General features: G+C 72.0%; 17 protein-coding genes. 7 read left to right on the top strand and 10 right to left on the bottom strand.

The window, feature by feature from the left end; translation table 11 throughout:
- Positions 1-46: 46 nt before the first annotated feature.
- The gene (locus tag FB559_RS37825) at positions 47-1,300 is read left to right on the top strand and encodes a lactate racemase domain-containing protein (RefSeq protein WP_141962422.1); all 1,254 of its coding nucleotides are present in this window, start codon (positions 47-49) and stop codon (positions 1,298-1,300) included.
- On the opposite strand, the gene FB559_RS37820 is transcribed toward FB559_RS37825, so the two are convergent.
- The 3 genes from FB559_RS37820 to FB559_RS37810 all read right to left on the bottom strand — a co-directional run bounded on the left by FB559_RS37820 (position 1,294) and on the right by FB559_RS37810 (position 4,578).
- Entirely contained in the window at positions 1,294-2,226 is a 933-nt protein-coding gene (locus FB559_RS37820) for a LysR family transcriptional regulator (RefSeq protein ID WP_141962421.1), read from the bottom strand. The genes FB559_RS37825 and FB559_RS37820 overlap by 7 nt on opposite strands.
- A 174-nt stretch (positions 2,227-2,400) precedes the next feature.
- A complete protein-coding gene (locus tag FB559_RS37815) occupies positions 2,401-2,823 on the bottom strand; it encodes a VOC family protein (protein WP_141962420.1) in 423 nt (140 codons plus the stop codon).
- Positions 2,824-2,994: 171 nt separating this feature from the next.
- Positions 2,995-4,578, bottom strand: a complete 1,584-nt coding sequence (locus FB559_RS37810; RefSeq protein WP_141962419.1) for an N-acyl-D-amino-acid deacylase family protein — start codon at positions 4,576-4,578, stop codon at positions 2,995-2,997.
- Positions 4,579-4,820: 242 nt separating this feature from the next.
- Between FB559_RS37810 and FB559_RS37805 the strand changes: the two genes are divergently transcribed.
- A complete protein-coding gene (locus tag FB559_RS37805) occupies positions 4,821-7,175 on the top strand; it encodes a molybdopterin cofactor-binding domain-containing protein (protein ID WP_141962418.1) in 2,355 nt (784 codons plus the stop codon).
- Positions 7,176-7,192: 17 nt separating this feature from the next.
- Positions 7,193-7,669, top strand: a complete 477-nt coding sequence (locus tag FB559_RS37800; RefSeq protein ID WP_141962417.1) for a (2Fe-2S)-binding protein — start codon at positions 7,193-7,195, stop codon at positions 7,667-7,669.
- A 13-nt stretch (positions 7,670-7,682) separates the two neighbouring features.
- Here FB559_RS37800 and FB559_RS37795 read toward each other — a convergent pair whose 3' ends face one another.
- Complete coding sequence (locus tag FB559_RS37795; RefSeq protein WP_141962416.1) at positions 7,683-8,558, bottom strand: LysR family transcriptional regulator; 876 nt, start codon at positions 8,556-8,558, stop codon at positions 7,683-7,685.
- Between the two features lie 665 nt (positions 8,559-9,223).
- On the opposite strand from FB559_RS37795, the gene FB559_RS37790 reads away from it, so the two are divergent.
- Positions 9,224-10,279 (top strand): sigma-70 family RNA polymerase sigma factor, encoded by a 1,056-nt coding sequence (locus tag FB559_RS37790; RefSeq protein ID WP_246122761.1) that lies wholly within the window; start codon positions 9,224-9,226, stop codon positions 10,277-10,279.
- A gap of 62 nt (positions 10,280-10,341) precedes the next feature.
- Complete coding sequence (locus tag FB559_RS37785; protein WP_141962414.1) at positions 10,342-10,881, top strand: dihydrofolate reductase family protein; 540 nt, start codon at positions 10,342-10,344, stop codon at positions 10,879-10,881.
- A 62-nt stretch (positions 10,882-10,943) separates the two neighbouring features.
- On the opposite strand, the gene pepN is transcribed toward FB559_RS37785, so the two are convergent.
- From pepN to FB559_RS37765, 5 genes are read right to left on the bottom strand one after another with little or no spacing between them, the layout of a single operon-like run.
- Positions 10,944-13,490, bottom strand: coding sequence for an aminopeptidase N (pepN, locus tag FB559_RS37780; RefSeq protein ID WP_141962413.1), 2,547 nt, complete (start codon positions 13,488-13,490; stop codon positions 10,944-10,946).
- Positions 13,491-13,536: 46 nt separating this feature from the next.
- Complete coding sequence (locus tag FB559_RS37775; protein ID WP_141962412.1) at positions 13,537-14,970, bottom strand: aldehyde dehydrogenase family protein; 1,434 nt, start codon at positions 14,968-14,970, stop codon at positions 13,537-13,539.
- A gap of 38 nt (positions 14,971-15,008) precedes the next feature.
- Positions 15,009-16,352, bottom strand: a complete 1,344-nt coding sequence (gene gabT / locus FB559_RS37770; RefSeq protein ID WP_141962411.1) for a 4-aminobutyrate--2-oxoglutarate transaminase — start codon at positions 16,350-16,352, stop codon at positions 15,009-15,011.
- A gap of 59 nt (positions 16,353-16,411) precedes the next feature.
- Positions 16,412-16,537: a hypothetical protein gene (locus FB559_RS46360; RefSeq protein ID WP_281286350.1), complete on the bottom strand. Its 126-nt coding sequence runs from the start codon at positions 16,535-16,537 to the stop codon at positions 16,412-16,414.
- Positions 16,530-17,210, bottom strand: coding sequence for a cyclase family protein (locus FB559_RS37765; protein WP_246122759.1), 681 nt, complete (start codon positions 17,208-17,210; stop codon positions 16,530-16,532). The genes FB559_RS46360 and FB559_RS37765 overlap by 8 nt, the downstream gene beginning before the upstream one ends.
- Positions 17,211-17,402: 192 nt before the next feature.
- On the opposite strand from FB559_RS37765, the gene FB559_RS37760 reads away from it, so the two are divergent.
- Positions 17,403-19,358, top strand: a complete 1,956-nt coding sequence (locus FB559_RS37760; RefSeq protein WP_141962409.1) for a S9 family peptidase — start codon at positions 17,403-17,405, stop codon at positions 19,356-19,358.
- Between the two features lie 306 nt (positions 19,359-19,664).
- Here FB559_RS37760 and FB559_RS37755 read toward each other — a convergent pair whose 3' ends face one another.
- Positions 19,665-21,338 carry an FAD-binding dehydrogenase gene (locus tag FB559_RS37755; protein ID WP_141962408.1) on the bottom strand — a complete coding sequence of 558 codons (1,674 nt, stop codon included), beginning with the start codon at positions 21,336-21,338 and terminating at the stop codon, positions 19,665-19,667.
- 282 nt (positions 21,339-21,620) lie between these two features.
- Here FB559_RS37755 and FB559_RS37750 point away from each other — a divergent pair, with 282 nt between their 5' ends.
- Positions 21,621-22,520, top strand: a complete 900-nt coding sequence (locus FB559_RS37750; protein ID WP_141962407.1) for a DMT family protein — start codon at positions 21,621-21,623, stop codon at positions 22,518-22,520.
- Positions 22,521-22,522: the final 2 nt, after the last annotated feature.

Below are 22,522 nucleotides of genomic sequence, written 5' to 3'. Positions count from 1 at the left end.
GGACATACTGGATGGTGCCCCACCCGCCGAAGGAAGTGAGCCCCTCATGGCCCGTGTCCTCGGTTCGCCGCGGGAGGTCCTGGCCGCGGCCGACATCGAGCGGTTCATCCATGCCTCGCTGGACGGCGCGGACTACACCGGCAAGAAGGTGTGCGTGCTGGTGCCCGACGCGACCCGCAGCTGCCCGCTCCCGGCGCTCCTGGACAGCGTGCACGCGGCGCTGCACGGGCGGGTCGCCGAGCTGACCTTCATGGTGGCGCTGGGCACCCATCCGGCGATGAGCGAGGAACAGCTCGGGGCCCTGCTCGGCTACCGGCCCGGCCACAGCGAGGAACGCTATCCGGGCGTCACCGTACGCAACCACGAGTGGTGGGACCCGGCCATGCTCACCTCGGTCGGCATGATCGAGGGGACGGCGCTTGCCGCCCTTTCCGATGGACGGCTGACCGAGCCCGTCGACGTGCGGCTCAACCGCGCGGTCGTGGACAGCGACGTCACGCTCGTGGTCGGGCCGGTCTTCCCGCACGAGGTGGTGGGCTTCTCCGGCGGGAACAAGTACCTGTTCCCCGGGGTGTCGGGGCAGGAGGTCATCGACGTCTCGCACTGGCTCGGCGCACTGATCACCAGCTCGGAGATCATCGGCACCCGCGGCATCACGCCCGTACGCGCGATGATCAACGAGGCCGCATCCAAGGTGCCCAGCGAGCTGCGGTGCCTCGCGCTCGTGGTGGAGTCCGGCACGACGAACCTGCACGCGATCACCTACGGCGGCACCGAGGACGCCTGGGCGGCGGCCGCCGACATCGCCGCGGAGGTCGACATCAAGTACCTGTCCGCACCGGTCGAACGCGTGCTCTCCCTGGTCTCGCGGCGCTACGACGAGATCTGGACCGCGGCCAAGGGCATGTACAAGGTCGAGCCGGTCGTCGCCGACGGCGGCCAGGTCGTGCTGTACGCGCCGCACGTCACCGAGGTCAGCCGCACCCACGGAGAGGTTATTCGCAAGGTCGGCTACCACTGCCGCGACTACTTCGTGAAGCAGTGGGACCGGTACAAGGACCTGCCGTGGGGCGTGCTGGCCCACTCCACCCACCTGCGCGGCGCCGGCACCTACGACGAGGCCGAGGGGGAGCACTGCCGCGTCGAGGTCACGCTGGCCACGGGCATCGACGCCGAGACCACGCGTGCCCTGTCGCTGTCCTACCTCGACCCGGCCTCGATCGACATCGACGAGTGGTCACGGGACCCCGGCACCCTTGTCGTGCACGACGCCGGGGAGATCCTCTACCGGCTTCACTGAGGGGCCGCCTCCGCGGCTCCGGCGGGTCCGGCGGCTCCGCGGCGGCGTGAGCGGACCGCGCCGTTCTCGGCCAGGATGTCGATGAACGCCGAGATGTGCGGGACCTCGGCCGTCGTGGTGAAGGCGACGAGCTTGCGCCGTACGGGAGGGTCCGGGTCGAGCAGGACGCCGCCGAAGTCGGTCTCGATCATGTTCCTGGGCACCAGCGCCGGGCCGAGCCCGGCGGCGGCGAGATGGACCGCCGTCGAGGTGTGGTGGGTGCGGACCGCGGGCCGCGCGATGAACCCGGCCGACGAGCACGCCTGGGCGACGACCGCCGCGAGGCCGTTGTCCGGCGCGTACAGCACCCACGGGCGGCCGGCGAGCTCGGTCAGCGAGATCTTCTGCCGTCCGCCGGCCGCCACGGGATCGTCCGCGGCCAGCACGACGACGAGGTCCTCGCTGCCCAGCACCCGTACCGGGCCGTCCCAGTGCAGCGGCGCGGCGCTGACGGCGACGTCGGCCCCGCCGAGCGCCATCAGGTTGGCCAGGTCTCCGCTGTTGCCGTACTCCAGCAGCTCGACGTTCGCATCCGGGTAGAGCCGCCGCCAGGCCAGCACCGCCGGCGGGATGATGCCGAGCGCGACGGAGTACAGGGCGGCGATCCGCAGGCCGATCCGCTCCAGGTCACTGCGGGGACGGCCGACGTGCCTGGCCTCCTCGACGCTGTGCAGGGCGGCGACCGCGTGCGGCAGGTACGCGCGTCCCATCGGCGTCAGCCGTACGGCGTCCGGCAGGCGTTCGAGGAGGGGATGCCCGACGGTCCGTTCCAGCGCGCGTATCTGGTGGGAGAGCGCGGGCTGGGAGACGGAGAGTCGTTGCGCCGCGCGGGTGAACGAGCCTTCCTCGACAACTGCCAGCAGATACTCCATCTGCCGGAAACTCATGCCCGAATTGTATACGTGCAGGTGAAAGTGAGCCCTGGCCGTATTTCGGCCTTAGATAGGGGCCATGCCGCCGTCGATGGAGACCTCGGCCGCGCGGCATCGCCGACGGCCCCGGTCTCGTCCAGTCCGTGTCATCGTTCACGAGCGGCCCCTCGCGTCACAGCCGCGTGGCGGCTAATTTTCAACGGGTTCGCCCTCGATGGCGACGAGCTCGACCTCGAAGCCGTCGGTGTTCTCCAGGTAGGCGGCATAGTGCTGCTCGCCGCCCGCGTGCGGATGACGGTCGGGGAACATCAGGCGCCAGCCGTGCTCTGCGGCCTCGGCGGCCAGCGACTCGACGGTGTCGCGGTCCGCGACGTGGAACGCCAGGTGGTTCAGCCCGGGACGGCACCGCTCGTGGCGGTCCGCGGTGAGCGCCGGGGACTGTTCGAAGACCAGATAGGTGTCCCCGAGCTGCCAGCCACGCCCGTTGTCCCAGCTCTGGAACAGCGTGTAGCCGAGAGCGTCCAGCAGCCACCCGAACGAGGCCACGGCCCGGCCGAGGTCGGGAACCCAGATCTCGACGTGGTGCAGTGCCCCGCCGGCCGGCCGGGTCATACGTCCGCCTCGGCGGCCGTCGGCGTCGGGGCCGGGGCCGGGGAGTCTGCCGGGTCGGAGACCAGCATGCGAGCGCGCCCTTCCGGCCGGCACCACGACCCCGGCCCTGCACGAGACTTCGAACGATCAACCGGAACGTACACCCCGGACAGGCGGTCGTGCGCGGACTCCTCAGCCGGCGCGCAGGACCTCGCCGGGGCGCTCGCCGAGGTGGGATCCGTCCTCGACCACGACCTGTCCGTTGACGAGTACGGCGCGGATGCCGTCCGGGTAGCGCTGGGGCTCGGCGTAGGTGGCCAGGTCGGCGATCCGGCCGGGGGCGAAGACGACGACGTCCGCGGCCTTGCCCGGACGCAGTTCTCCCCGGTCGCGCAGCCCGGCACGCGCCGCCGCCGCACCCGTGCACTTGCGGACCGCCTCGGCCAGCGGAAGCCGTCCGGTCCGTACGTAGTCGCCGAACAGGCGTGGATAGCAGCCGTACGAGCGCGGGTGCGGCGTGCCGAGGCCGGTCGGCCCGTCCGGGTCGAGCGACTGGCCGTCGGAGCCGATCACCGTGGCCGGATGCCGTAGCGCGGCGAGCAGATCCTCCTCGCTGCGCCCGCCCGCCACCATCATCGCGGCGTTCCCGAACTCGGTGACCAGCTCCAGCACCACTTGGTCACCATGGGCTCCGGCGGCCTCGGCCAGCGCGGCGACGGTCCGGCCGGTGACGCCGGGACGGTCCGCCGGGATCCGGCTGACCGTGACCTCCGCCCATGACGTCGGCAGGTCGCTCCACTCTTCGCGTACCCGGCGGCGTACGGGCTCCTCGGCGAGCCGGGTCCGCATGGCCGCCTCGCCGCCGGTCTGGGCCCAGCCGGGCAGCAGCTGGGACAGCGGCGCGTTGCCGGCGAGGTAGGGGTAGACGTCCGCGGCGACGTCGGCGCCCCGTGCGCGCGCGGCGTCGATCAGCTCCAGCGCCCGCGCGACCTTGCCCCAGTTGCGGCGTCCGACGGCGATCAGGTGGGAGATCTGGGTACGGGCGCCGGTGGTCTCGGCGACGCGCAGGACCTGGCGTACCGAGTCCAGCAGGTGGTCGCCGTAGTCGCGGATGTGCCAGGAGAACAGCCGGTCCCGCGCGGCGATCGTCCGTGCCAGCGCGGTCAGCTCCTCCTCGCGCGCGAAGGTGAGCGGCGCGTACACGAGCCCGGTGGAGGCGCCGGCGGCGCCCGCGTCCAGGGCCTCGCCGAGCAGGCCGCACATGCGGTCCAGCTCGGCCCCGCCGGCCGCGCGGTCCCCGAAGCCGACGACGCCCGCCCGCAGCGGGATGTGGGCGACGAGGGAGGCGACGTTGACCGAGGGCCGTGCCGCGGCGAGCGTGTCCAGGTATCCGGGCAGGTCGGTCCAGTCCCACGCCACCGCCGGATCGAGGTCGAGGTACCCCGCCGCCCCGCGGAGCGCCGCGAGACCGTCCGCGTCGCCGACGATGGGCGTGACGCCCAGACCGCAGTTGCCGATCACCTCGGTGGTGACGCCCTGACGTACCTTGCTGTGCGCCGCCGGGTTCGACAGCAGAGTCAGGTCCGAGTGGGTGTGCACGTCGACGAAGCCGGGGCACACGACATACCCCGTCGCGTCGAGCACCCGCGTCGCCGGCCGGTCCGCCAGGTCGCCCACGGCCTCGACACGCCCGCCGGCGATCGCGACGTCGGCCGTACGACCGGCGGCTCCCGTGCCGTCCACGACGGTGCCGCCGGTGATCAGCAGGTCGGTCATGTCGGATCATCCTCCCCGGTATCGGAAGGATCCTGCCATGGGCCGGGCGGCCGATGCGATGCCCTCAGGGCGCGATGACTTTATGCTCCACCATTGGTATACATGTCTGTCATGGCTACCGGGAGTTCCGGTGTGTCACACTCCGTCCCACGGCAGCGCGCACCGCCATCGAGGCGCGACTCCCCGTACCTAGACCGTCGCCCCGAGGCCGAGCACCGCCTCAGTTCGCCGAGAGGAATGTGATGGCGGAAAAACCATCGTCCCGGCCTGTCTTCAATACCGAATCAGAGTCTGATTCGGGATCCAGGTCCACCGGTACGGACCGCCGCCGCTTCCTCGGGTACGTTCTCGCGGCGCCCACGCTCGTGGTCGCGGCGCAGCTCGGCGTGGAGGCGGCCCGCCCGGGGTCCGCCGACGCCTCCATCCCCTCCCCGCCCGAACCCGCCGACCTGCTGGACCTCGGCGACGCCCTCACCCTCGCGGCCGTGCCGACCTCGCACCTGATCTCGATCCGGATGAACGCCGACGGCACGGCGTCGTTCGCCATGCCGCGCGCCGAGGTCGGCCAGGGCATCACCACCGCGGTCGCGATGCTGATCGCCGAGGAGCTGGACCTGCCGCTGGACCGCGTCGAGGTCACGCTCGCCGACGCGCGCCCGGAGCTGCTGTTCAACCAGTTGACCGGCGGATCCAACACGATGCGCTCCCTGTACGGGCCGGTGCGGACGGCGGCCGCGGTCGCCCGCGCGCGGCTGCTGTCGGCGGCCGCGGAGCGGTGGGAGGTCCCGGCCTCCTCTCTGACCGTCCATGGGGGCGTGATCCATCACGCGTCGGGGAGACGTGCGACCTACGGCTCGCTCGCCGAGGCCGCCGCGAGCACGCGTACGACGGTGGTCTCCGCACGGCCGAAGGAACGGTCGGCCTTCTCCATCGTCGGCACGCCGCAGAGCCGCATCGACGCGCGCGCGATCGTCACCGGCGCGAAGAAGTTCGCCCTGGACCTGGACGTGTGTCCCGGAGCGAAGCCGGCGATGGTCCGCCGGCCGCCCACGATCAACGGCACGGTGGACGCCGTGGCGAACCTCGCCGCGGTCCGGGCGATGCCCGGCATCACCGACGTCGTGGTCATCTCGACCGGCGTCGCGGTACGCGGTGAGACCTTCGGCCAGTGCATCGACGCCGTACGCGCCCTGGAGGTCACCTGGCACGGAGGCAGCGTCGACCGCGAGTCCGATGACACCGTGCTGGCCAAGCTCAAGGCCGCGACGCCGCCTCTCGTCGTACCCCGGCTGCTCACCAAGTCCGTCGACGCGGAGTTCGTCTTCGCGTTCGCCAGCAACAGCGCGCTGGAGACCAACAACGCGATCGCCGACGTACGGCCCGGCGGCGCCGAGATCTGGTCGGCGCTGAAGTCGCCGATCGACGCCCAGCAGATGATCGCGGCGAGGCTGGGACTGCCACAGAGCGCCGTCAAGGTGCACGTCACGGAGGGCGGCGGGTCGTTCGGGCGCAAGCTGTTCTTCGACGCCGCCATCGAGGCCGCGGAGATCTCCCAGAAGACCGGCAAGCCGGTCAAGCTGATGTGGCACCGCACCGACGATTTCCGGCACGGCCGCGCGCACCCCATGTCCTACTCCAAGATCCGTGCGACGTACGCGCTCGGGAACGTCGTCAGCTACGAGCAGCGCCACGCGAGCGTCGCGACCGACTTCACCCACGGCCTCGGCGAGGCGCTGACCGCCACGGCCGCCAAGCTGCCCGTCGGCGGCCTGGGCTTCTCCGAGACGGTGTTCACACTCACCCAGTCGGTGCCCTACGACTTCGGCGTGACGACGCAGCTGCTCGGCGAGGTGCCGCTGAAGTTCCACACCGGCTCCATGCGCGACGTGTACTCGCCCAACGTCGTCTGCGCCCGCGAGCTCGTCGTCGACCGGCTCGCGGGAAAGATGGGCAGGGACCCGCTGGCGTTCCGCCGTTCGTTCCTCAAGCAGGACCGCTACCGCGCGGTGCTGGACAAGGTCGCCGAGGTCGGCGAGTGGGGCCGGGCGATGCCCGAGGGCACCGCACAGGGCGTGGCCGTCCACACCGAGTTCAAGGGCTGCACCGCCGTCCTCGTGGAGATCGACTGCCGGCCGGAGACGACCGGGCGGCAGGTCCCCGACGGGGTCACCGGTCCGCGGGTCACCCGGGTGGTGATGGCGGTCGACGTCGGGCTGCCCATCAACCCGCGCGGCCTGGAGGCCCAGATGATCGGCTGCGTCAGCGACGGCATCGGCCTCGCGCTGACCGAGAGCCTGCACATCTCCCGCGGGCTGCCGCTGGAGGGCAGCTGGGACGAGTTCTTCTACACGCGCCAGTGGAACACCCCGGCCGAAGTGAAGATCATCGTGATGCCGCCCACGACCGGCGAACCCGGCGGTGCCGGCGAGATCGGCGTCGCGGGAGCGTTCGCCGCGGTCGCCTGCGCGTACGCCCGCGCCACCGGCACCATGCCGACGAGGTTCCCGATCAACCACGGCACCCTCGCGTTCGACCCGCTGCCGCGTGAGCCGTCGATCCCGCAGTCGCCCACCGACGGCCTCGACCACGCCTTCTGATCCGGAGGAACCCCCGCATGCCGCAACACACCTTCAAGCTCAACGGCGAGCAGGTCACCGTCGAGGCGCCGGACGACCTGCGCCTCCTGTGGGTGATCCGCGACATCATCGGCCTCACCGGCCCCAAGTACGGCTGCGGCCTGGACGTCTGCAAGGCATGCACCTGCCACATCAACGGGAAGGCGTTCAACCCGTGCGCGGTGCCGGTCTCCAAGATCGACCCGACCGACGAGATCACCACGATCGAGGGCCTGGCCGACCGGGAGACGGGAGCGCTGCACCCGATGCAGGAGGCCTGGCTCGACCACGACGTCGCCCAGTGCGGCTACTGCCAGCCGGGCCAGATCATGGCCGCCATCGCCAAGGTGCGCCAGGCCAGGGCGGCCGGCCGGGAGATCGGCGACGCCGACCTCGACGAGATCCGCAACATCTGCCGGTGCGGCACGTACGTCCGTATCCGCGAGGCGATCAAGAGCGCCGCCGCGAAGATGTAGCCGGGGGCCCGCGCTACAGCGTGGCGTGATCGGCGAGGGTCTCGATGAACGCCGCGGCGGGCGGTGAGACGTACGGCCGGGTGAACGCCGAGAGCTCCCGCCAGATCGGCGGGTCCGGGCGCAGGATGCAGCATTCGAAGTCGGGGCCGATGACGTTGCTGGGCACGAGCGCCGGGCCGAGCCCGGCCGTCGCGAGCTCGATGGCCGTGGCCGTGTGGTGCGTGCGCGCCGCGGCCCGCGGGGTGAAGCCCGCTCGCGAGCACGCCTCGCTGACGATCGGGGTCAGCCCGAAGCCGGGCGCGTAGAGGACCCAGGGGCGGTCGGCGAGAGTCCGCAGGTTGATCGACCTGCGGTCGGGCTGGAGCTCGATGTCGTCGTAGGGGAGCACCACCACGAACTCCTCGGGCCCCAGCGACCTGCTCGTGCCGGTCCATCCGGCCGGCGCGGGGCCGATCGCGATGTCGGCGCCTCCGTGGAGCATCTCGGCCGCGAGCAGGTCGATGTGGCCGAACTCGCGGATCTGCACGCGCACCCGCGGATGCTCGTGCCGCCAGGCCCGGATGGCCGGCGGGATGATGCCGAGGGCGATCGACTGCAGGGTCGCGACCTGCAGCTCACCACCGGCAAGCCTGCCCACCGCGCGGGCCGAGCGGGTGGCCTCCTCGGTGCTGCGCACCGCGGCGACCGCGTGGGGCAGGAACGAACCGCCGAGCGCGGTGAGCTCGACCGAACGGGCGAGCCGGTCCAGCAGCGCTCCGCCGATGCCGTCCTCGAGAACCTTGATCTGGTGGGAGAGGGCCGGCTGTGAGACGAGGAGCCGCTCGGCCGCCCTGGTGAAGGAGTGTTCCTCGGCCACCGCGATCAGGTATTCGTACTGACGCAGGGTCATGAAGAGATTATATGGGCATCAGAAGAAGCCGGTCTTTGCCTAACGACACTGGTCAAGGCCACTATGGGACCCGTGATGAGAGCGATGCCGGACCCCAGACAGTAGTCGCTCCACCACCTAGAGACCACCACGGGTGGCCCTCGCGCTCGGATGAAAATAGGGGATTCATCCTGATGCGCGTTGCGGGGCCGGATCCCGCGATCCGGATACGTAGCCGACCGGGGCGCGCGGGAAGGCGGGCGCTCGCGGGCGGGGCTTCAAGGGGAGAAGCCACCGCCCGCGAGCACCGCCCTATACAGGGCCCAGGCCCTATACGGGGCTCAGGCCCTATACGGGGCCCAGGCCGTATACGGAGCACAGGGCCCGCCACACTCCGCGATCACCGCACCAGAGCCGTACGCGCCGGTGCCACCGAGCGGGCCCACCACGGCGGCGACCGCACAGATCATCGAGCCGGACCGATCATGGTGACCGAACGGGTCCGTGATGACGTACCGGCCTGATCCCCCGGCCCGGATCACGCGAGTCCCTCACGATCCGCCGTCTCACTTTGAGACCATTTCCGTGGCCGCACCTGCCGCCACGCCGTTCGACCGCCCCCTCGTTCCGTCTGTCGTAACGTTCTCGGCGGAAACGTGCCGATGGTCGGCGGACGGAGGGCGGCGTTGGACGCGGGTGACGACGGCGCGATCGTGGCCGCCGCGAGAGCGGGTGACGAGTCCGCGTTCGCGCAGATCGTCGAACGGCACGGCCGGGAGCTGCGGGTGCACTGCTACCGGATGCTGGGCTCGCTGGAGGAGTCGGAGGACCTGGTGCAGGAGACGTTCCTGCGTGCCTGGCGGAGCCTTCCCGGCTTCGAGGGGCGCTCCACACTGCGGGCCTGGCTGTACCGGATCGCGACGAACGCGTGCCTGGACACCCTGGACGGGCGGGAACGCCGGGTGCTGCCGCACCACCTGACGGCCCCGGCCGGCGACCCGCTGCCGCCCCGTACCGACATCGCGTGGCTCCAGCCGTTCCCCGACCGGCTCTGGGAGCCGGCCGGGCCGAGTGACGCGCAGCCGGACGCCGTTGTGGTCACCCGGGAGACGATCGAGCTGGCGTTCCTGGCCGCGATCCAGCATCTGCCGCCGCGGCAGCGGGCGGTCCTGATTCTGCGCGACGTGCTCGGCTGGCCGGCCAGGCAGACCGCTGAGCTGCTGGAGGGCAGCGTCGCGTCGGTGAACAGCGCCCTGCAGCGGGCACGGGCGACGCTCAAGGAGCACCTGCCCGAACGCCGCCTGGACTGGGCGCCGTCGGCCCAGCCCACCGAGCGGGAGCGCGCGGTCCTGCGCGGGTACATGGACGCGGTCGAACGCGCCGACCTCACCGCCGTCGCCGGCCTGCTGGCCGAGGAGGTGCGGACGACGATGCCGCCGTACCCGATGTGGTTCCAGGGGCGTACCGCGGTCATCGGGGCGTTGGCCGCCGGCTGGGACGCGGACTCCCCGGCCTATGTGGGCCGGTTCCGTATGGTGGCGACCCGGGCCAACGGGCAGCCGGCGGCGGCGGCCTACGTGCGGGCGCCCGGGCAGGACGCCTTCCGGGCCTTCGCGATCTCGGTGCTGCGGATCGACGGCGACCGCGTCGTGGAGGCCACCGCCTTCCACGACCCCGGCCTCTTCCCGGCGTTCGCCCTGCCGGGGGTGCTGCCCACGGGTCTTTCCGCGGCGCACCGATGAGTTTTCGCGCGGTCCGTCGTCTCAACACGGGTCATCGACGCCGACCTCGACGGAGGAAGATCATGGCCAAGCTCCTGTACTCGGGCACCATCTCGACGGACGGTTTTCTCGCCGGGCCGGGCGGCGACATGTCCTGGGCCACCGAACACCTCGGGCCCAACCCGGAGGTGGACGCCCTCATCGACAGGATCGGTGCGCTCCTCGTCGGCAGGCGCACCTTCGGCGGTGACGATCCGCACCGGGGCACGGACAAGGAGGGCAAGCCGTTCGGCGGAGGGTGGAGCGGGCCGCAGTTCGTGCTCACCCATCACGCCCCGCCCGCCTCCCCGCCGGGGATCACCTTCGTCGGCGACCTCGCCGGCGCCGTCGAGGCGGCCAAGGCCGCCGCGGGCGACAAGTACGTCAACGTCCTGGGTGCCAGTGTCGCCCGTCAGTGCCTCGACGCGGGCCTGCTGGACGAGATCTTCGTGTGCGTCGCCCCCGTCATGCTCGGCGACGGCGTCCGGCTGTTCGACCATCCGGGCGGCACCAGGGTGAAGCTCGAACGCATCGGGCTGACCGAGCTGCCGCACGTGACCAACATGTGGCTGCGCGTCGTGTGACGACCCGCTCCGGGCGGGCGTACGCGCCCGCCCGGTCCTGGGGCGTGTCTGTCGGACCCGCCCTAGACGTCCCGGACGCGTACCGAGCGCCGCAGGTCGTCCAGCTGGTCGGTGAGGGCCCGGCGCAGGGCGGTGGGGAGTTCGCCGTCGTCGAGGCATCGCTCGGCCGCGCGTACGGTGCCGGGCACGGCGGCGTGCGAGGGGAAGAACGTCCGGCCGAGCACGGTCTCCACCATCGGCCCGCGGCCGGCGGCCCCGGGGATCTCCTCGAAGTACCTGCCGATGAAGCCGTCGGTCGTCTCGGGCAGTGCGGGCTGCCAGAAGCCCTGCGCGGTGGCGGTGAGCAGGTAATTCGACAGAGCGCCGTCGGTGAACAGCCCCCGCCAGGCGCGCTCCTTGGAGTCCGTGCCGGGCAGCGCGGCACCGCACCTGGCCGCGCCCTGACGGCCCGTCGCGCTGGGGTCGCGTGCCAGCTCGGCGGCGATCTCGGCCTCGCCCGCCGCTCCCAGCGCGGACAGCTGGAGCAGGATCATCCACCGCAGCTCCGGATCGAGGGCAGGTCCTCCGGGCACCCGCTCCATCCGCAGCCACTTCCGCAAGGCCGCGAGGTCGTCTTCGGCCGCCGAGCACTGGATGAGCATGCGTACGGCGGCCAGCCGTACGTCCGCGGCGGCGTCGTCGTCCCCGGCGCGCCGCAGGATGCGCCGGCAGACCTCGGCGAGCGCGGCGATGGCCGCGGGCCGCCCGCCGGGCCGCAGGTAGCGGTCGGCGATCTCGTGCCGGGCGAAGGCGAGGACGGCCTCCACGACGGCGACCACGGGCTCACCGGGCAGATGGGTCTCGACGAGGGTGAGGAAGTCGCCCGCCGTCAGCTCCCCGTCGCGTGTCATGTCGCGGGCGGTGTTCCACAGCAGGGCGCGGGTCAGCTCGTCCTCGACCGTGGACAGCGCGGCGGTCACCGTCCGCCAGGAGCGCTCGTCCAGGCGCACCTTGGCGTAGCTGAGGTCACCGTCGTTGAGCAGGAGCAGGTCGGGACGCGCGGCACCCGTGAGCCGAGAGAGCGGCGTACGGCCCGCTCCGTCGGCCGCGAGATCGACGTCCAGGCGTTCGCGCCGGGCCAGCCGCCGTCCGCCGTCGCCGTCGACCGCCAGGTCGTAGAGGCCGACGAAGATCCGGTGCGGGCGCAGGGAGGACGGCTCCCCGGGCGTTCCGGTGTGGACCACCTCCGCGGAGACGAGCTCACCGTCGCGGTCGGCGACCTCGGTACGGAGGGTGTCCACGCCGCTGGTCCGCAGCCAGCGTTCGGCCCAGCCGTGCACGTCGCGGCCGTCCGCGGCGCCGCCGAGGGCGTCCAGCAGGTCGGCCAGGTCCGCGTTGCCGTACCGGTGGCGGGCGAAATAGGCGTTCACGCCCTTCTGGAAGGCGTCCTCGCCGACCCAGGCCACGAGCTGGCGGAGCACGGAGGCGCCCTTGGCGTAGGAGATGCCGTCGAAGCTCACGCGGGCCGTGGCGGTGTCGTCCACGCCCTGGGCCGCGACGGGATGGGTCGAGGGGCGCTGGTCGGCGTCGTAGCCCCAGGTCTTGCGCTTGACCGCGAAGCCGGTCCAGGTCGTGGTGAAGCGCGTGACCTCGGCGATGACCAGCTGGCCCATGTACTCGGCGAAGGACTCGTTGAGCCACAGGTCGTCCCACCACCGCATGGTCACGAGATCGCCGAACCACATGTGCGCCATCTCGTGCGCGATGACGATGGCGCGGGTCTCCCGCTCGGTGCCGGTGACCGCCGAGCGGAACAGGAACTCGTCCCGGAACGTGACGCAGCCAGGGTTCTCCATCGCACCGAAGTTGAGCTCGGGCACGAACGCCTGGTCGTACTTGCCGAACGGGTACCGCTCCTCGAACAGCTCGTGATAGCGGTCGAAGCTGCGCCGGGTGATGTCGAAGAGCTCGTCGGCGTCCAGGTCGGCGGCCAGCGAACGCCGGCAGTGCACGCCGAGCGGGATGCCGTCGTGCTCGACGTACACCGACCGCAGCGGCCCCGCGACGACAGCCGCGAGATAGGTGCTGATCGGCGGGGTCGGGACGAACTCCCACCGGCCGCCGTCTCCCCGCTGGCCGGCGCCGTTGCTCAGCACCGTCCAGTGCGGGGGAGCGGTGACCGAGACCGCGAGGACCGCCTTCAGGTCGGGCTGGTCGAAGCAGGCGAAGACGCGGGAGGCCTCGTCGGGTGCGGACTGGGTGTAGACGTAGACCTCACCGTCGGCGGGGTCGGTGAACCGGTGCATGCCCTCGCCGGTGCGCGAGTAGGCCATGTCCGCCTCGACGCGCAGCTCGTTCTCCGCGGCGAGCCCCTTCAGCGTCAGACGGCCGTCCGACAGCGTCTCGGTGGCCAGCTCGGCGCCGTTCAGCACGACGCGGCGCAGGGCCGCGGGCCGCAGCTCGACGAAGGTCGCCGCGCCCGGCTCGGCGCAGCCGAAACGGATCACCGTGGTGGAGCCGAACACCTCCTCGCCGCGCAGGAGGTCCAGGTGCACGGTGTAGGAGTGGACGTCGAGCAGGCGCGCGCGGGCCTGGGCCTCCGTACGGGTCAGCGCGGGCATGCCGGCCATGCCGTCCTGCCGCGCCGAGCAGAGGCGACGGGCCGTGGAGGGAAGATCAAAGCTCGAGCCCGGTGAGGACGAGCACCCGCTCCTCGGTGAGATCGTTCATCGCGGACCTGACGCCCTCCCGCCCGACGCCGGAGTCCTTCCAGCCGCCGTAGGGCATCTGGTCGGCGCGGTAGCTCGGGACGTCTCCGACGATCACTCCGCCGACCTCGAGGTCGCGGTGGGCACGGAACGCGGCGCGCACGTCGGTGGTGAAGATCCCGGCCTGGAGCCCGTACCTGGAGGAGTTGACCATGGCGAAGGCCTCGTCGAGGTCGGCGAACCGCGCAACGGACACGACCGGCCCGAACACCTCCTCGTCGGCGACCTTCGTACCGGCCGGGACGCCGGCCAGGACGGTCGGGGCGACATTACGGCCCTCGCGGGTGCCGCCGGTGAGCACCGTGGCGCCCGCCTCGGCGGCCTCGCCGACCCAGGTCGTGATCCGCTCGGCCGCGGCGTCGTTGATGACCGGCCCGACCTGTACGCCCTCGGCGGTGGGGTCTCCGGTGGGCAGTGCCTCGACCGCAGCCACGAACTCCGAGACGAAGTCGTCGTAGACGTCGCTCTGGATCAGCACGCGCTGGACCGCGATGCACGACTGGCCCGCCTGGTAGTTGGCGAACAGCGCGATACGTGAGGCCGCCGCGGAAAGGTCCGGCCAGTCTCCGGCGACGATCACCGCGGCGTCCCCGCCGAGCTCGAGCGTGATGTGCTTGTTCGGAGCCTGGCGCTGGATCGACCAGCCGACCGGGCCCGAGCCGGTGAAGGACACGACCGGCAGCCGGGGGTCGGTCACCAGCGAGGACATCTGGTCGTTCGGGACCGTGAGCGTCGAGACCATCCGCGGCGGCAGGTCGGTCTCGGCGATGATCTCGGCGAGCAGCAGGGCGGTCAGCGGGGTGGCCGGCGCCGGCTTGACGAGGATCGGGGCGCCGACCGCGATCGCGGGCGCCACCTTGTGCGCGACGAGGTTGAGCGGGAAGTTGAACGGCGCGATGCCCAGCACCGGCCCGCGCGGGAACCTCCGTACGACCGCGAGCCGTCCCGTCGCCGCCGGGTCGGTGTCCAGCCGTTGCAGGTCGCCCGCGAAGCGCCGGGCCTCCTCGGCCGCCCAGCGGAACGTCGACACCGCCCGCGCGACCTCGCCGCGCGACCAGACCAGCGGCTTGCCGTTCTCCGCCGTGATCAGGGCCGCGATCTCCTCGGCGCGCTCGGACAGGCGCGCCGAGATGTGGTCCAGCGCCCCGGCGCGTACGTGCGCGGGGGTGGCCTGGGCCTCGTGACGGACGGCGTGCAGGTCGGCGACGGCCTGTTCGACCTGGTCGGCGGTGGGTACCGCGACCTCCCCCACGACCGCCCCGTCCCACGGGGACGTCACCTGCAAGGTCTCGTCACCGGTGGCGGGCTTGCCGGAGAGATAGAACGGCGTGACATCGGACATGGCGGTTCGCCTCACTTCAATGTTGATTCGGGCGCAGGTCAGACGGCGGACGCGAAGGCGTTTTCGACGATGTCCAGGCCCTCGGTGAGCAGGTCGTCGGGGATCGACAGGGGCGGCAGGAACCGCAGGACGTTCCCGTACGTGCCCGCGGTCAGCGTCACCAGACCCTCGGCGTGGCACGCCTTGTTGACGGCGGCCGTCAGGGCGGCGTCCGGAGTCTTGGCGACGGCGTCGGAAACCAGCTCCACGGCGAGCATGGCGCCGCGGCCCCGTACGTCGCCGATCTGGGGGTACTTGGCGGCCAGCTCCCGCAGCCGCGGCAGGAAGATCGCCTCGATGTCGCGGGCGCGTCGCGGCAGGTCGTCGGCCTTCATCGTCTCGATGGCGCCCAGCGCCGCCGCGCACGCGACCGGGTTGCCGCCGTACGTGCCGCCGAGGCCGCCGGCGTGGACGGCGTCCATGATCTCGGCCCGGCCGGTCACGGCGGCCAGCGGCAGGCCTCCGGCGATGCCCTTGGCGGTCGTGATCAGGTCGGGGACGACGGCCTCGTGGTCGCAGGCGAACCAGTCGCCGGTGCGGCAGAAGCCGGTCTGGATCTCATCGGCGATCAGCAGCACGCCGTTGTCCCGGCACCATTCGGCGATCCGCGTCAGGTAGCCGTCCGGCGGCACGACGAACCCGCCCTCGCCCTGGATCGGCTCGATGAGCACCGCCGCGGTGTTGTCCTCGCCGACCTGGGCGTGCACCTGCACGGCGAACAGCTCGAACGCCTCCTCCGCGCAGTTGTCCGGCCCGGTCGCCCAGCGGTAGGGGTAGGCCATCGGCACCCGGTAGACCTCGCCCGCGAACGGCCCGAAGCGGTGCTTGTAGGGCATGTTCTTCGCGGTCAGGCTCATCGTCAGGTTGGTACGGCCGTGATAGGCGTGCTCGAAGGCGACGATCGCCTGCCGCCCGGTGGCCGAGCGCGCGATCTTGACGGCGTTCTCCACGGCCTCGGCGCCCGAGTTGAACAGCGCGGAGCGCTTGTCGTGATCGCCGGGCGTGAGCTCGGTCAGGGCCTCGGCCACCTCGACGTACTCCTCGTACGGCGTGACCATGAAACAGGTGTGGGTGAAGTCGGCGACCTGCGCGCGTACCCGCTCGACCACGCGTGGCGAGGCGTTGCCGACCGTCGTGACGGCGATGCCGGAGCCGAAGTCGATCAGCTGGTTGCCGTCGACGTCCACGAGGATGCCGCCGCCGGCCCGCTCGACGTAGACCGGTAGCCCGGTCGAGACACCGGCGGAGACGGCGGCGTTCTTGCGTTCGTGGAGCTCGGCCGAGCGCGGGCCGGGGATCGGGGTGTTGAGGATGCGTCGCTGTTCGATGCCGGGTGCCGTCATGAAGGGGCTCTCCGTTGTGAGGTCGGATGCTGCCGAGATTACTTCGGGACCTGGCGCGGTCAGGGGGCGGGAGGGGTCGGAGCCATCGCGGACCGCAGCCGGCAGGCCACATGGGAGGCAGTGCCGGTGACCTCCACGGCCCCGGCGGGGGCCTCCCCGGTCGTACGGGGCAGGCTGTCAGGCATGGCCTCCTTCCGCGGTCAGGTCCAGGGCGACCGCGCGTACGGGGGCGCCGTCGGCTCCGGCCAGGCGTAGTGGGAGACAGGACACGAACGGCTCGAAGTCGATCAGGTCGAAGCCGCGGAGGTTCTCCCCGATCACGCCGCCCGCCGCGGCGATCAGGTGGTGCACCGGGAACCCCTCACCGGGATGCCCGGCGTCCGGGGTCTCGTCGATGTTGGGGAAGTCGAGGAGGAAGGTCCGCACGCCGAGGTCGAGCATGCGCCGGCAGGCGTCCGCGTCGAGGAACGGATGGTCGAAGTAGGCGTCGTTCCCATAGCGGGACGCCCACCCGGTGTGCAGCAGCGCGAGGACGCCGGGCCCGAGCCGGCCGGCCGACGGCGCGATCGCCTCCCAGGTGATCCGGGCGCGCGCGGCGAGCCCGGTGACGTCGATCACGGCACCCGGCCCGGTGAACAGCGCCAGGTCCATCTCGTCGATCCGTGCACCGTCCTCGCGGAAGTGGTACGGGGCGTCGACGTGTGTCCCGGTCTGGGAGCCGAGGCGCAGGCTCAGCAGGTTGAAGCCGTCGGCCGCGATGGTGGCGGCCGGCTCGACTCGCGGCTCCGGGTCACCGGGGTAGACCTGCGTCGACTCCGACAGCGGCACCGACAGATCGACGATGCGGCGAGCGTGCACGGCTGCTCCTTTCGCCGACCGGCGGGTTCTGGCCGCAGCCCACGTTAGGGGAGCCGTGGGCCGGCACGTAGTGGGACGGAAGTCGCGCCGCAGTGGGCCGATAGGAGGCGTCGGTAGGCTCGGTGGCGGTGATCGCCGCCGGGCCGGGTGAGGGGAGACGATGTGACGCCGTTCCATGATCTCGGGGAGTACATGGCTCTGCCACGGGTCCTCTCCCTGCGGCTGTCCCCGGACGGGCGGCGGCTCGTCGCGGTCGTGCGGGAGCTCACCCCCGATCGCAAGCGTTACCGGACGGCTCTGTGGCAGGTCGATCCCGGAGGGGCGGAGCCACGGCGGCTGACGCGTTCGGTGGCGGGCGAAGGGCAGCCGGAGTTCCTGCCCGACGGGTCGCTGCTGTTCACCTCGGGCCGTACCGACGAGGACAAGGACGAGGAGAAGGTCCAGCGGCTCTGGCTGCTCCCGGCCGACGGCGGCGAGCCGCGCGTGGTCGCGGACCCGCCCGGCGGGATCGAGGACCTCGCCGTCGCCCGCGACGCCGGGACCGTCGTGTACGCCGCCTCCGTACTTCCCGGCGACGCGGGACATCGCGAGCGGCGCAGGTCCGCGGGCGTGACCGCGACCCTCCATGAGAGCCTTCCGGTCCGCGACTGGGACCATCAGCTCGGCCCCGGCGACCGGCGGCTCTTCGCCGCGTCACCGCCCGAGACGGCCGGGTCCGGACTCGGCACACCACGTGACCTCACGCCGGAGCCCGGCCAGGCACTGAACGGCCAGTCCTTCGCGATCACCCCGGACGGCACGACGGTCGTCACCGGGTGGTGGCTGCCGGAGGGCCGCGGCGGACTGCGCTCCGAGCTCGTCGCGATCGACACGACGACGGGCGAGCGCAGGGTCCTCGCCACCGCGGACGGCGTCGACTTCCACTCACCGGTCGTGGCGCCGGACGGCCGGACCGTCCTGTGCAAGCGCGAGCTCCACGCGACGTACGAGGAGCCGCCGCACGAGACACTGTGGCTCGTCCCCCTCGGCGGCGGAGAGGGGCGCGACCTGATCCCCGGCGCCGACCGGTGGCCGTACTACCCGGCATGGTCGCCGGACGGGCGCACCGTCTACTTCGCCGCGGATCAACGCGGGCGGTTCCCGGTCTTCCGCGCCGACGTCGCCACCGGTGAGGTCACCCGGATGACCGGCGACGACGCCGCGTACGAGATCGCGGGGGTCTCCCCGGACGGCCGGTACGTGTACGCCCTGCGTTCGGGTATCGACGCACCGGAGGCGCCGGTCCGCCTGGACGTGACGGAGCCGGTGGGCGCGCTGGAGCCGCTACGGACGTGGGACGCGCCGGTGCTGCCCGGGAGCCTCACCGAGGTCACCGCCGCGACGGCGGACGGCGCGGCGATCCGGGGCTGGCTCGTGCTGCCTTCCGGGGCGTCCGCGTCCTCGCCGGCGCCGCTGCTGCTCTGGGTGCACGGCGGACCGTACGCCAGTTGGAGCGCGTGGACCTGGCGGTGGAACCCCTGGCTGATGGCGGCGCGGGGGTACGCCGTCCTGCTGCCCGACCCTGCCCTGTCCCTCGGCTACGGGCAGGACTTCATCCGCCGGGCGCACGGCAACTGGGGGCCGGTGCCCTACGACGACCTCATGACGATCACCGATGCCACGGTCGCGCGCGACGACGTGGACCTGAACAGGACGGCCGTCATGGGCGGCTCCTATGGCGGCTTCATGGCCAACTGGATCGCCGGCCACACCGGCCGGTTCAAGGCGATCGTGTCGCACGCGAGTGCCTGGCCGCTCGACACCTTCGTCACGTCCGACGAGGCGCACTACCTGATACGGGAGTTCGGCGACCCGGCCGACCGGCCCGAACGCTGGGTCGCCAACGACCCCGCCCGGCACGTCAAGGAGATCCGCACCCCGATCCTCGTGATCCACGGCGACCGCGACTACCGCGTGCCGATCGCCAACGGCCTGCGCCTGTGGTCCGACCTCGTACGCCGTGACGCCGAGGCGAAGTTCCTCTACTTCCCGGACGAGAACCACTGGATCCTCACGCCGGGCAACGCGACCGTCTGGTACGAGACGGTGTTCGCCTTCCTCGCCCAGCACGTGCTCGGTGAGAAGTGGAAGCGGCCGGACCTGCTGTAGAGGGTCAGCCCGAGCTGTTGCACGCCATTATCGCGAGATGGGGACGCAGCGAGGAAGGTGCCGTTCCTTGCGCCACCTTCACGATTTTCGAGCCTGTTAGGAGCGAAGAGTCCGCCGGTGCCGTAGGCGGCGGTGGGGAGGCCGAGGGCTCTGGAGAACACCGCGATGATCGACTCCCGCTACAGGCATCTCGGTCCTTCGGCCTCTCAGCAGGGCCAGCGAGAAGGCCGGGCCGCGGGAGGAGCGGGCGCAGGCCCGCTCCTCCCCGCCGTCGCGTACGCCGGGACCGTCCGCGCGGGGCGCCGGTCAGGCGATCTGGGCGGCGGCGGCGCGGCCGGCGCTGCGTCCGGACAGCAGGCAGCCGCCGAGGAAGGTGCCTTCGAGGGCATTGAAACCGTGCATCCCGCCGCCGCCGAAGCCGGCGACCTCGCCCGCCGCGTACAGGCCCTCGATGGGCCGGCCGTCGGCGTCCAGCACCCGGGAGTCCAGGTCGGTCTGGATGCCGCCGAGGGACTTGCGGGTGAGGATGTGCAGCTTGACGCCGATCAGGGGGCCCGCCGAGGGGTCCAGGATCCGGTGCGGCGCCGTGGTGCGGCCCAGCCGGTCGCCGAGGTAGCGCCGTGCGTTGCGGATGCCCTGGATCTGGGCGTCCTTGCTGTACGGGTTCGCGATCTGCGTGTCCCGTGCCTCGATCTGGCGGCGCAGCGCGTCCGTCGTCAGGAGCGGCTCGTCGGTGAGTCCGTTCATCTTCGGCACGAGTTCGTCCAGGGTGTCGGCGACGACGAAGTCCGCGCCCTGCCGCTTGAACGCGTCCACCGGCCCGGGTGCGCCCTTGCCCAGCAGCCGCTCGCGCAGGAACGCCTTGCGGTCGCCGCTGGTGATGTCGGGGTTCTGCTCCGAGCCCGACAGCGCGAACTCCTTCTCGAGGATCCGCTGGGTGAGGATGAACCAGGAGTGGTCGTAGGCGGCGATGTCCTCTGTGGTGCGCAGATGCGTCAATGTGCCGAGCGTGTCGTAGCCGGGCAGGAAGGGGTTCGGCAGGCGGCGGCCGAGGGCGTCGAACCACATCGACGACGGGCCGGGAAGGATGCGGATGCCGTGGCCGGGCCAGATCGGGTCCCAGTTGCGGACGCCCTCGGTGTAGTGCCACATCCGGTCGCGGTTGACCAGCCGCGCGCCGGCGGCGGCGGAGATGTCGAGCATCCGCCCGTCGACGTAGGCCGGCACGCCGGTGACCATCCGGGTGGGAGCGCTGCCCAGCCGTTCCGGCCAGTGGCGGCGCACCAGGTCGTGGTCGCCGCCGATCCCGCCCGCCGTGACGATGACCGCCTGGGCGGTGAGCTCGAACTCCCCGACGACCTCGCGGCTGGAGGTCACGCCGCGGGGCGAGGCGTCGTCGGCGAGCAGGGAACCGCGCACCCCGGTCACGGCGCCGCCGTCGACGACGAGTTCGTCGACCCGGTGCCGGTGGTGGAAGGTCAGCGTTCCGGCGGCGGCCGCCTCGTGGGCGCTGCGCGTGAACGGCGCCACCACACCGGTGCCGGTGCCCCAGGCGATGTGGAAGCGGGGGACCGAGTTGCCGTGCCCGTCCGCCCGCAGGTCACCGCGTTCGGCCCAGCCGACCGTCGGCAGGAGGCGAATGCCGTGGCCGGCCAGCCAGGAGCGCTTCTCCCCGGCGGCGAACTCGACATAGGAGCGCGCCCAGCGAACCGCCCAGGAGTCCTCGTCCTCCAGCCGGTCGAACTGGGCGCTGCCCTGCCAGTCGTTCCAGGCGAGTTCGAGGGAGTCCGTCACCCGCATGCGCCGCTGCTCCGGCGAGTCGACCAGGAACAGCCCGCCGAACGACCAGTACGCCTGCCCGCCGAGGTTCGCGGCGTTCTCCTGGTCGAGCAGGGCGACCTTTCTCCCGAGAGAGGTGAGCTCATGAGCCGCCACGAGACCGGCCAGACCGGCTCCCACGACGATGACGTCGAAATCCATGTTCCCTCACTCAAGGTTCGTACGGTCTGAATCTCTCGTCTGATGATCGGCCATGCCGCGCCGGGCCGGTCACCGGGTGGCCTCGCCCGGCCGCCGGATCCAGTCTCGGTGGTCGTCGAGGATGGTGCGGCCGGTCCCGGGTGAGGCTCTCGCGGAACTTCTCACCCCCCGTCGGGCGTCCAGCCTTACAAGGGGTGGTGATCCGGCGCTGCTCACGACGACGAGTGTGTCGCGCGCGTGGCGTGGCAGTCCCCGGCAGGCGGCATTCGGACGGAGCACTGGATGATCACGGGCCTGGTGACCGCTGTCGCCGCGTCGGCCTGTTACGGCACCGGCTCGGTGCTGCAGGCCGTGGGTTCGCGCAGGTCGGCACGTAAAGAGGCCGCCACCACCTCGCAGGGCGGCCCCACGCTCCTGTCCACCGCGAAGGCCGCGGTGACGTGGGAGTTCCTCGTGGGGACGGTGCTGGACCTCGTCGGCTTCGGGCTCGGCGCGCTGGCCGCCAGGCTGCTGCCGCTGTTCCTGTCCCAGACGGTGATCAGCGCCAACCTGGTGATCACCGCGGTGCTGGGCATCAAGCTGCTGGGCATCCGGCTGAGCCGGCCCGAGTGGGTCTCCGTCGGGGTGGTCTGCTCGGCCCTGGTTCTGCTGGCGGGCGCGGCGGGGCACGAGGGGAGCGGCCCTACCCCGATCTCCACGCACTGGTGGCTGCTGGCGGCCTCGGCGCTGGTGATCGGCGGCGGCGTCGCCGGTGTCCGCTGGCTGGGAGCGAAGGCCGCGATCCTGGCCGGACTGCTGTCGGGCCTGGGTTTCGGCGCGGTCGGCGTGGGTGTGCGCGTGCTGAACGGCGCGGACCCGATCGCCCCTGGCGCGCTGCTGGCCGACCCGGCCCTGTACGCCATCCTGACCGGCGGGGTCGGCGGCATGTACCTGCACACCGTCGCCCTCCAGATCGGCTCGGTCAACGGTGCGACGGCGGCCCTCGTCGTCGGTGAGACCGTGGTCCCCGGCGCACTGGGCGTCGTCTGGCTCGGTGACGCGTCGCGCCCCGGGTACGGTCCGGCGGCGATGCTCGGATTCCTCCTGGCCGTCGCGGGTGCCGTGGCGGTCGCACGGTTCGGCAGGACGGGACAGGCCATGGCCGGGGCTCCTCGCCCGGAGGAGCTCACCGGCTCAGGCTGACG

The sequence above is a fragment of the Actinoallomurus bryophytorum genome (assembly GCF_006716425.1).
Lineage (GTDB): Bacteria > Actinomycetota > Actinomycetes > Streptosporangiales > Streptosporangiaceae > Actinoallomurus > Actinoallomurus bryophytorum.
The sequence above is the reverse complement of the archived record's forward strand: the minus strand, read 5'-3'. Positions and strand labels throughout refer to the sequence as shown.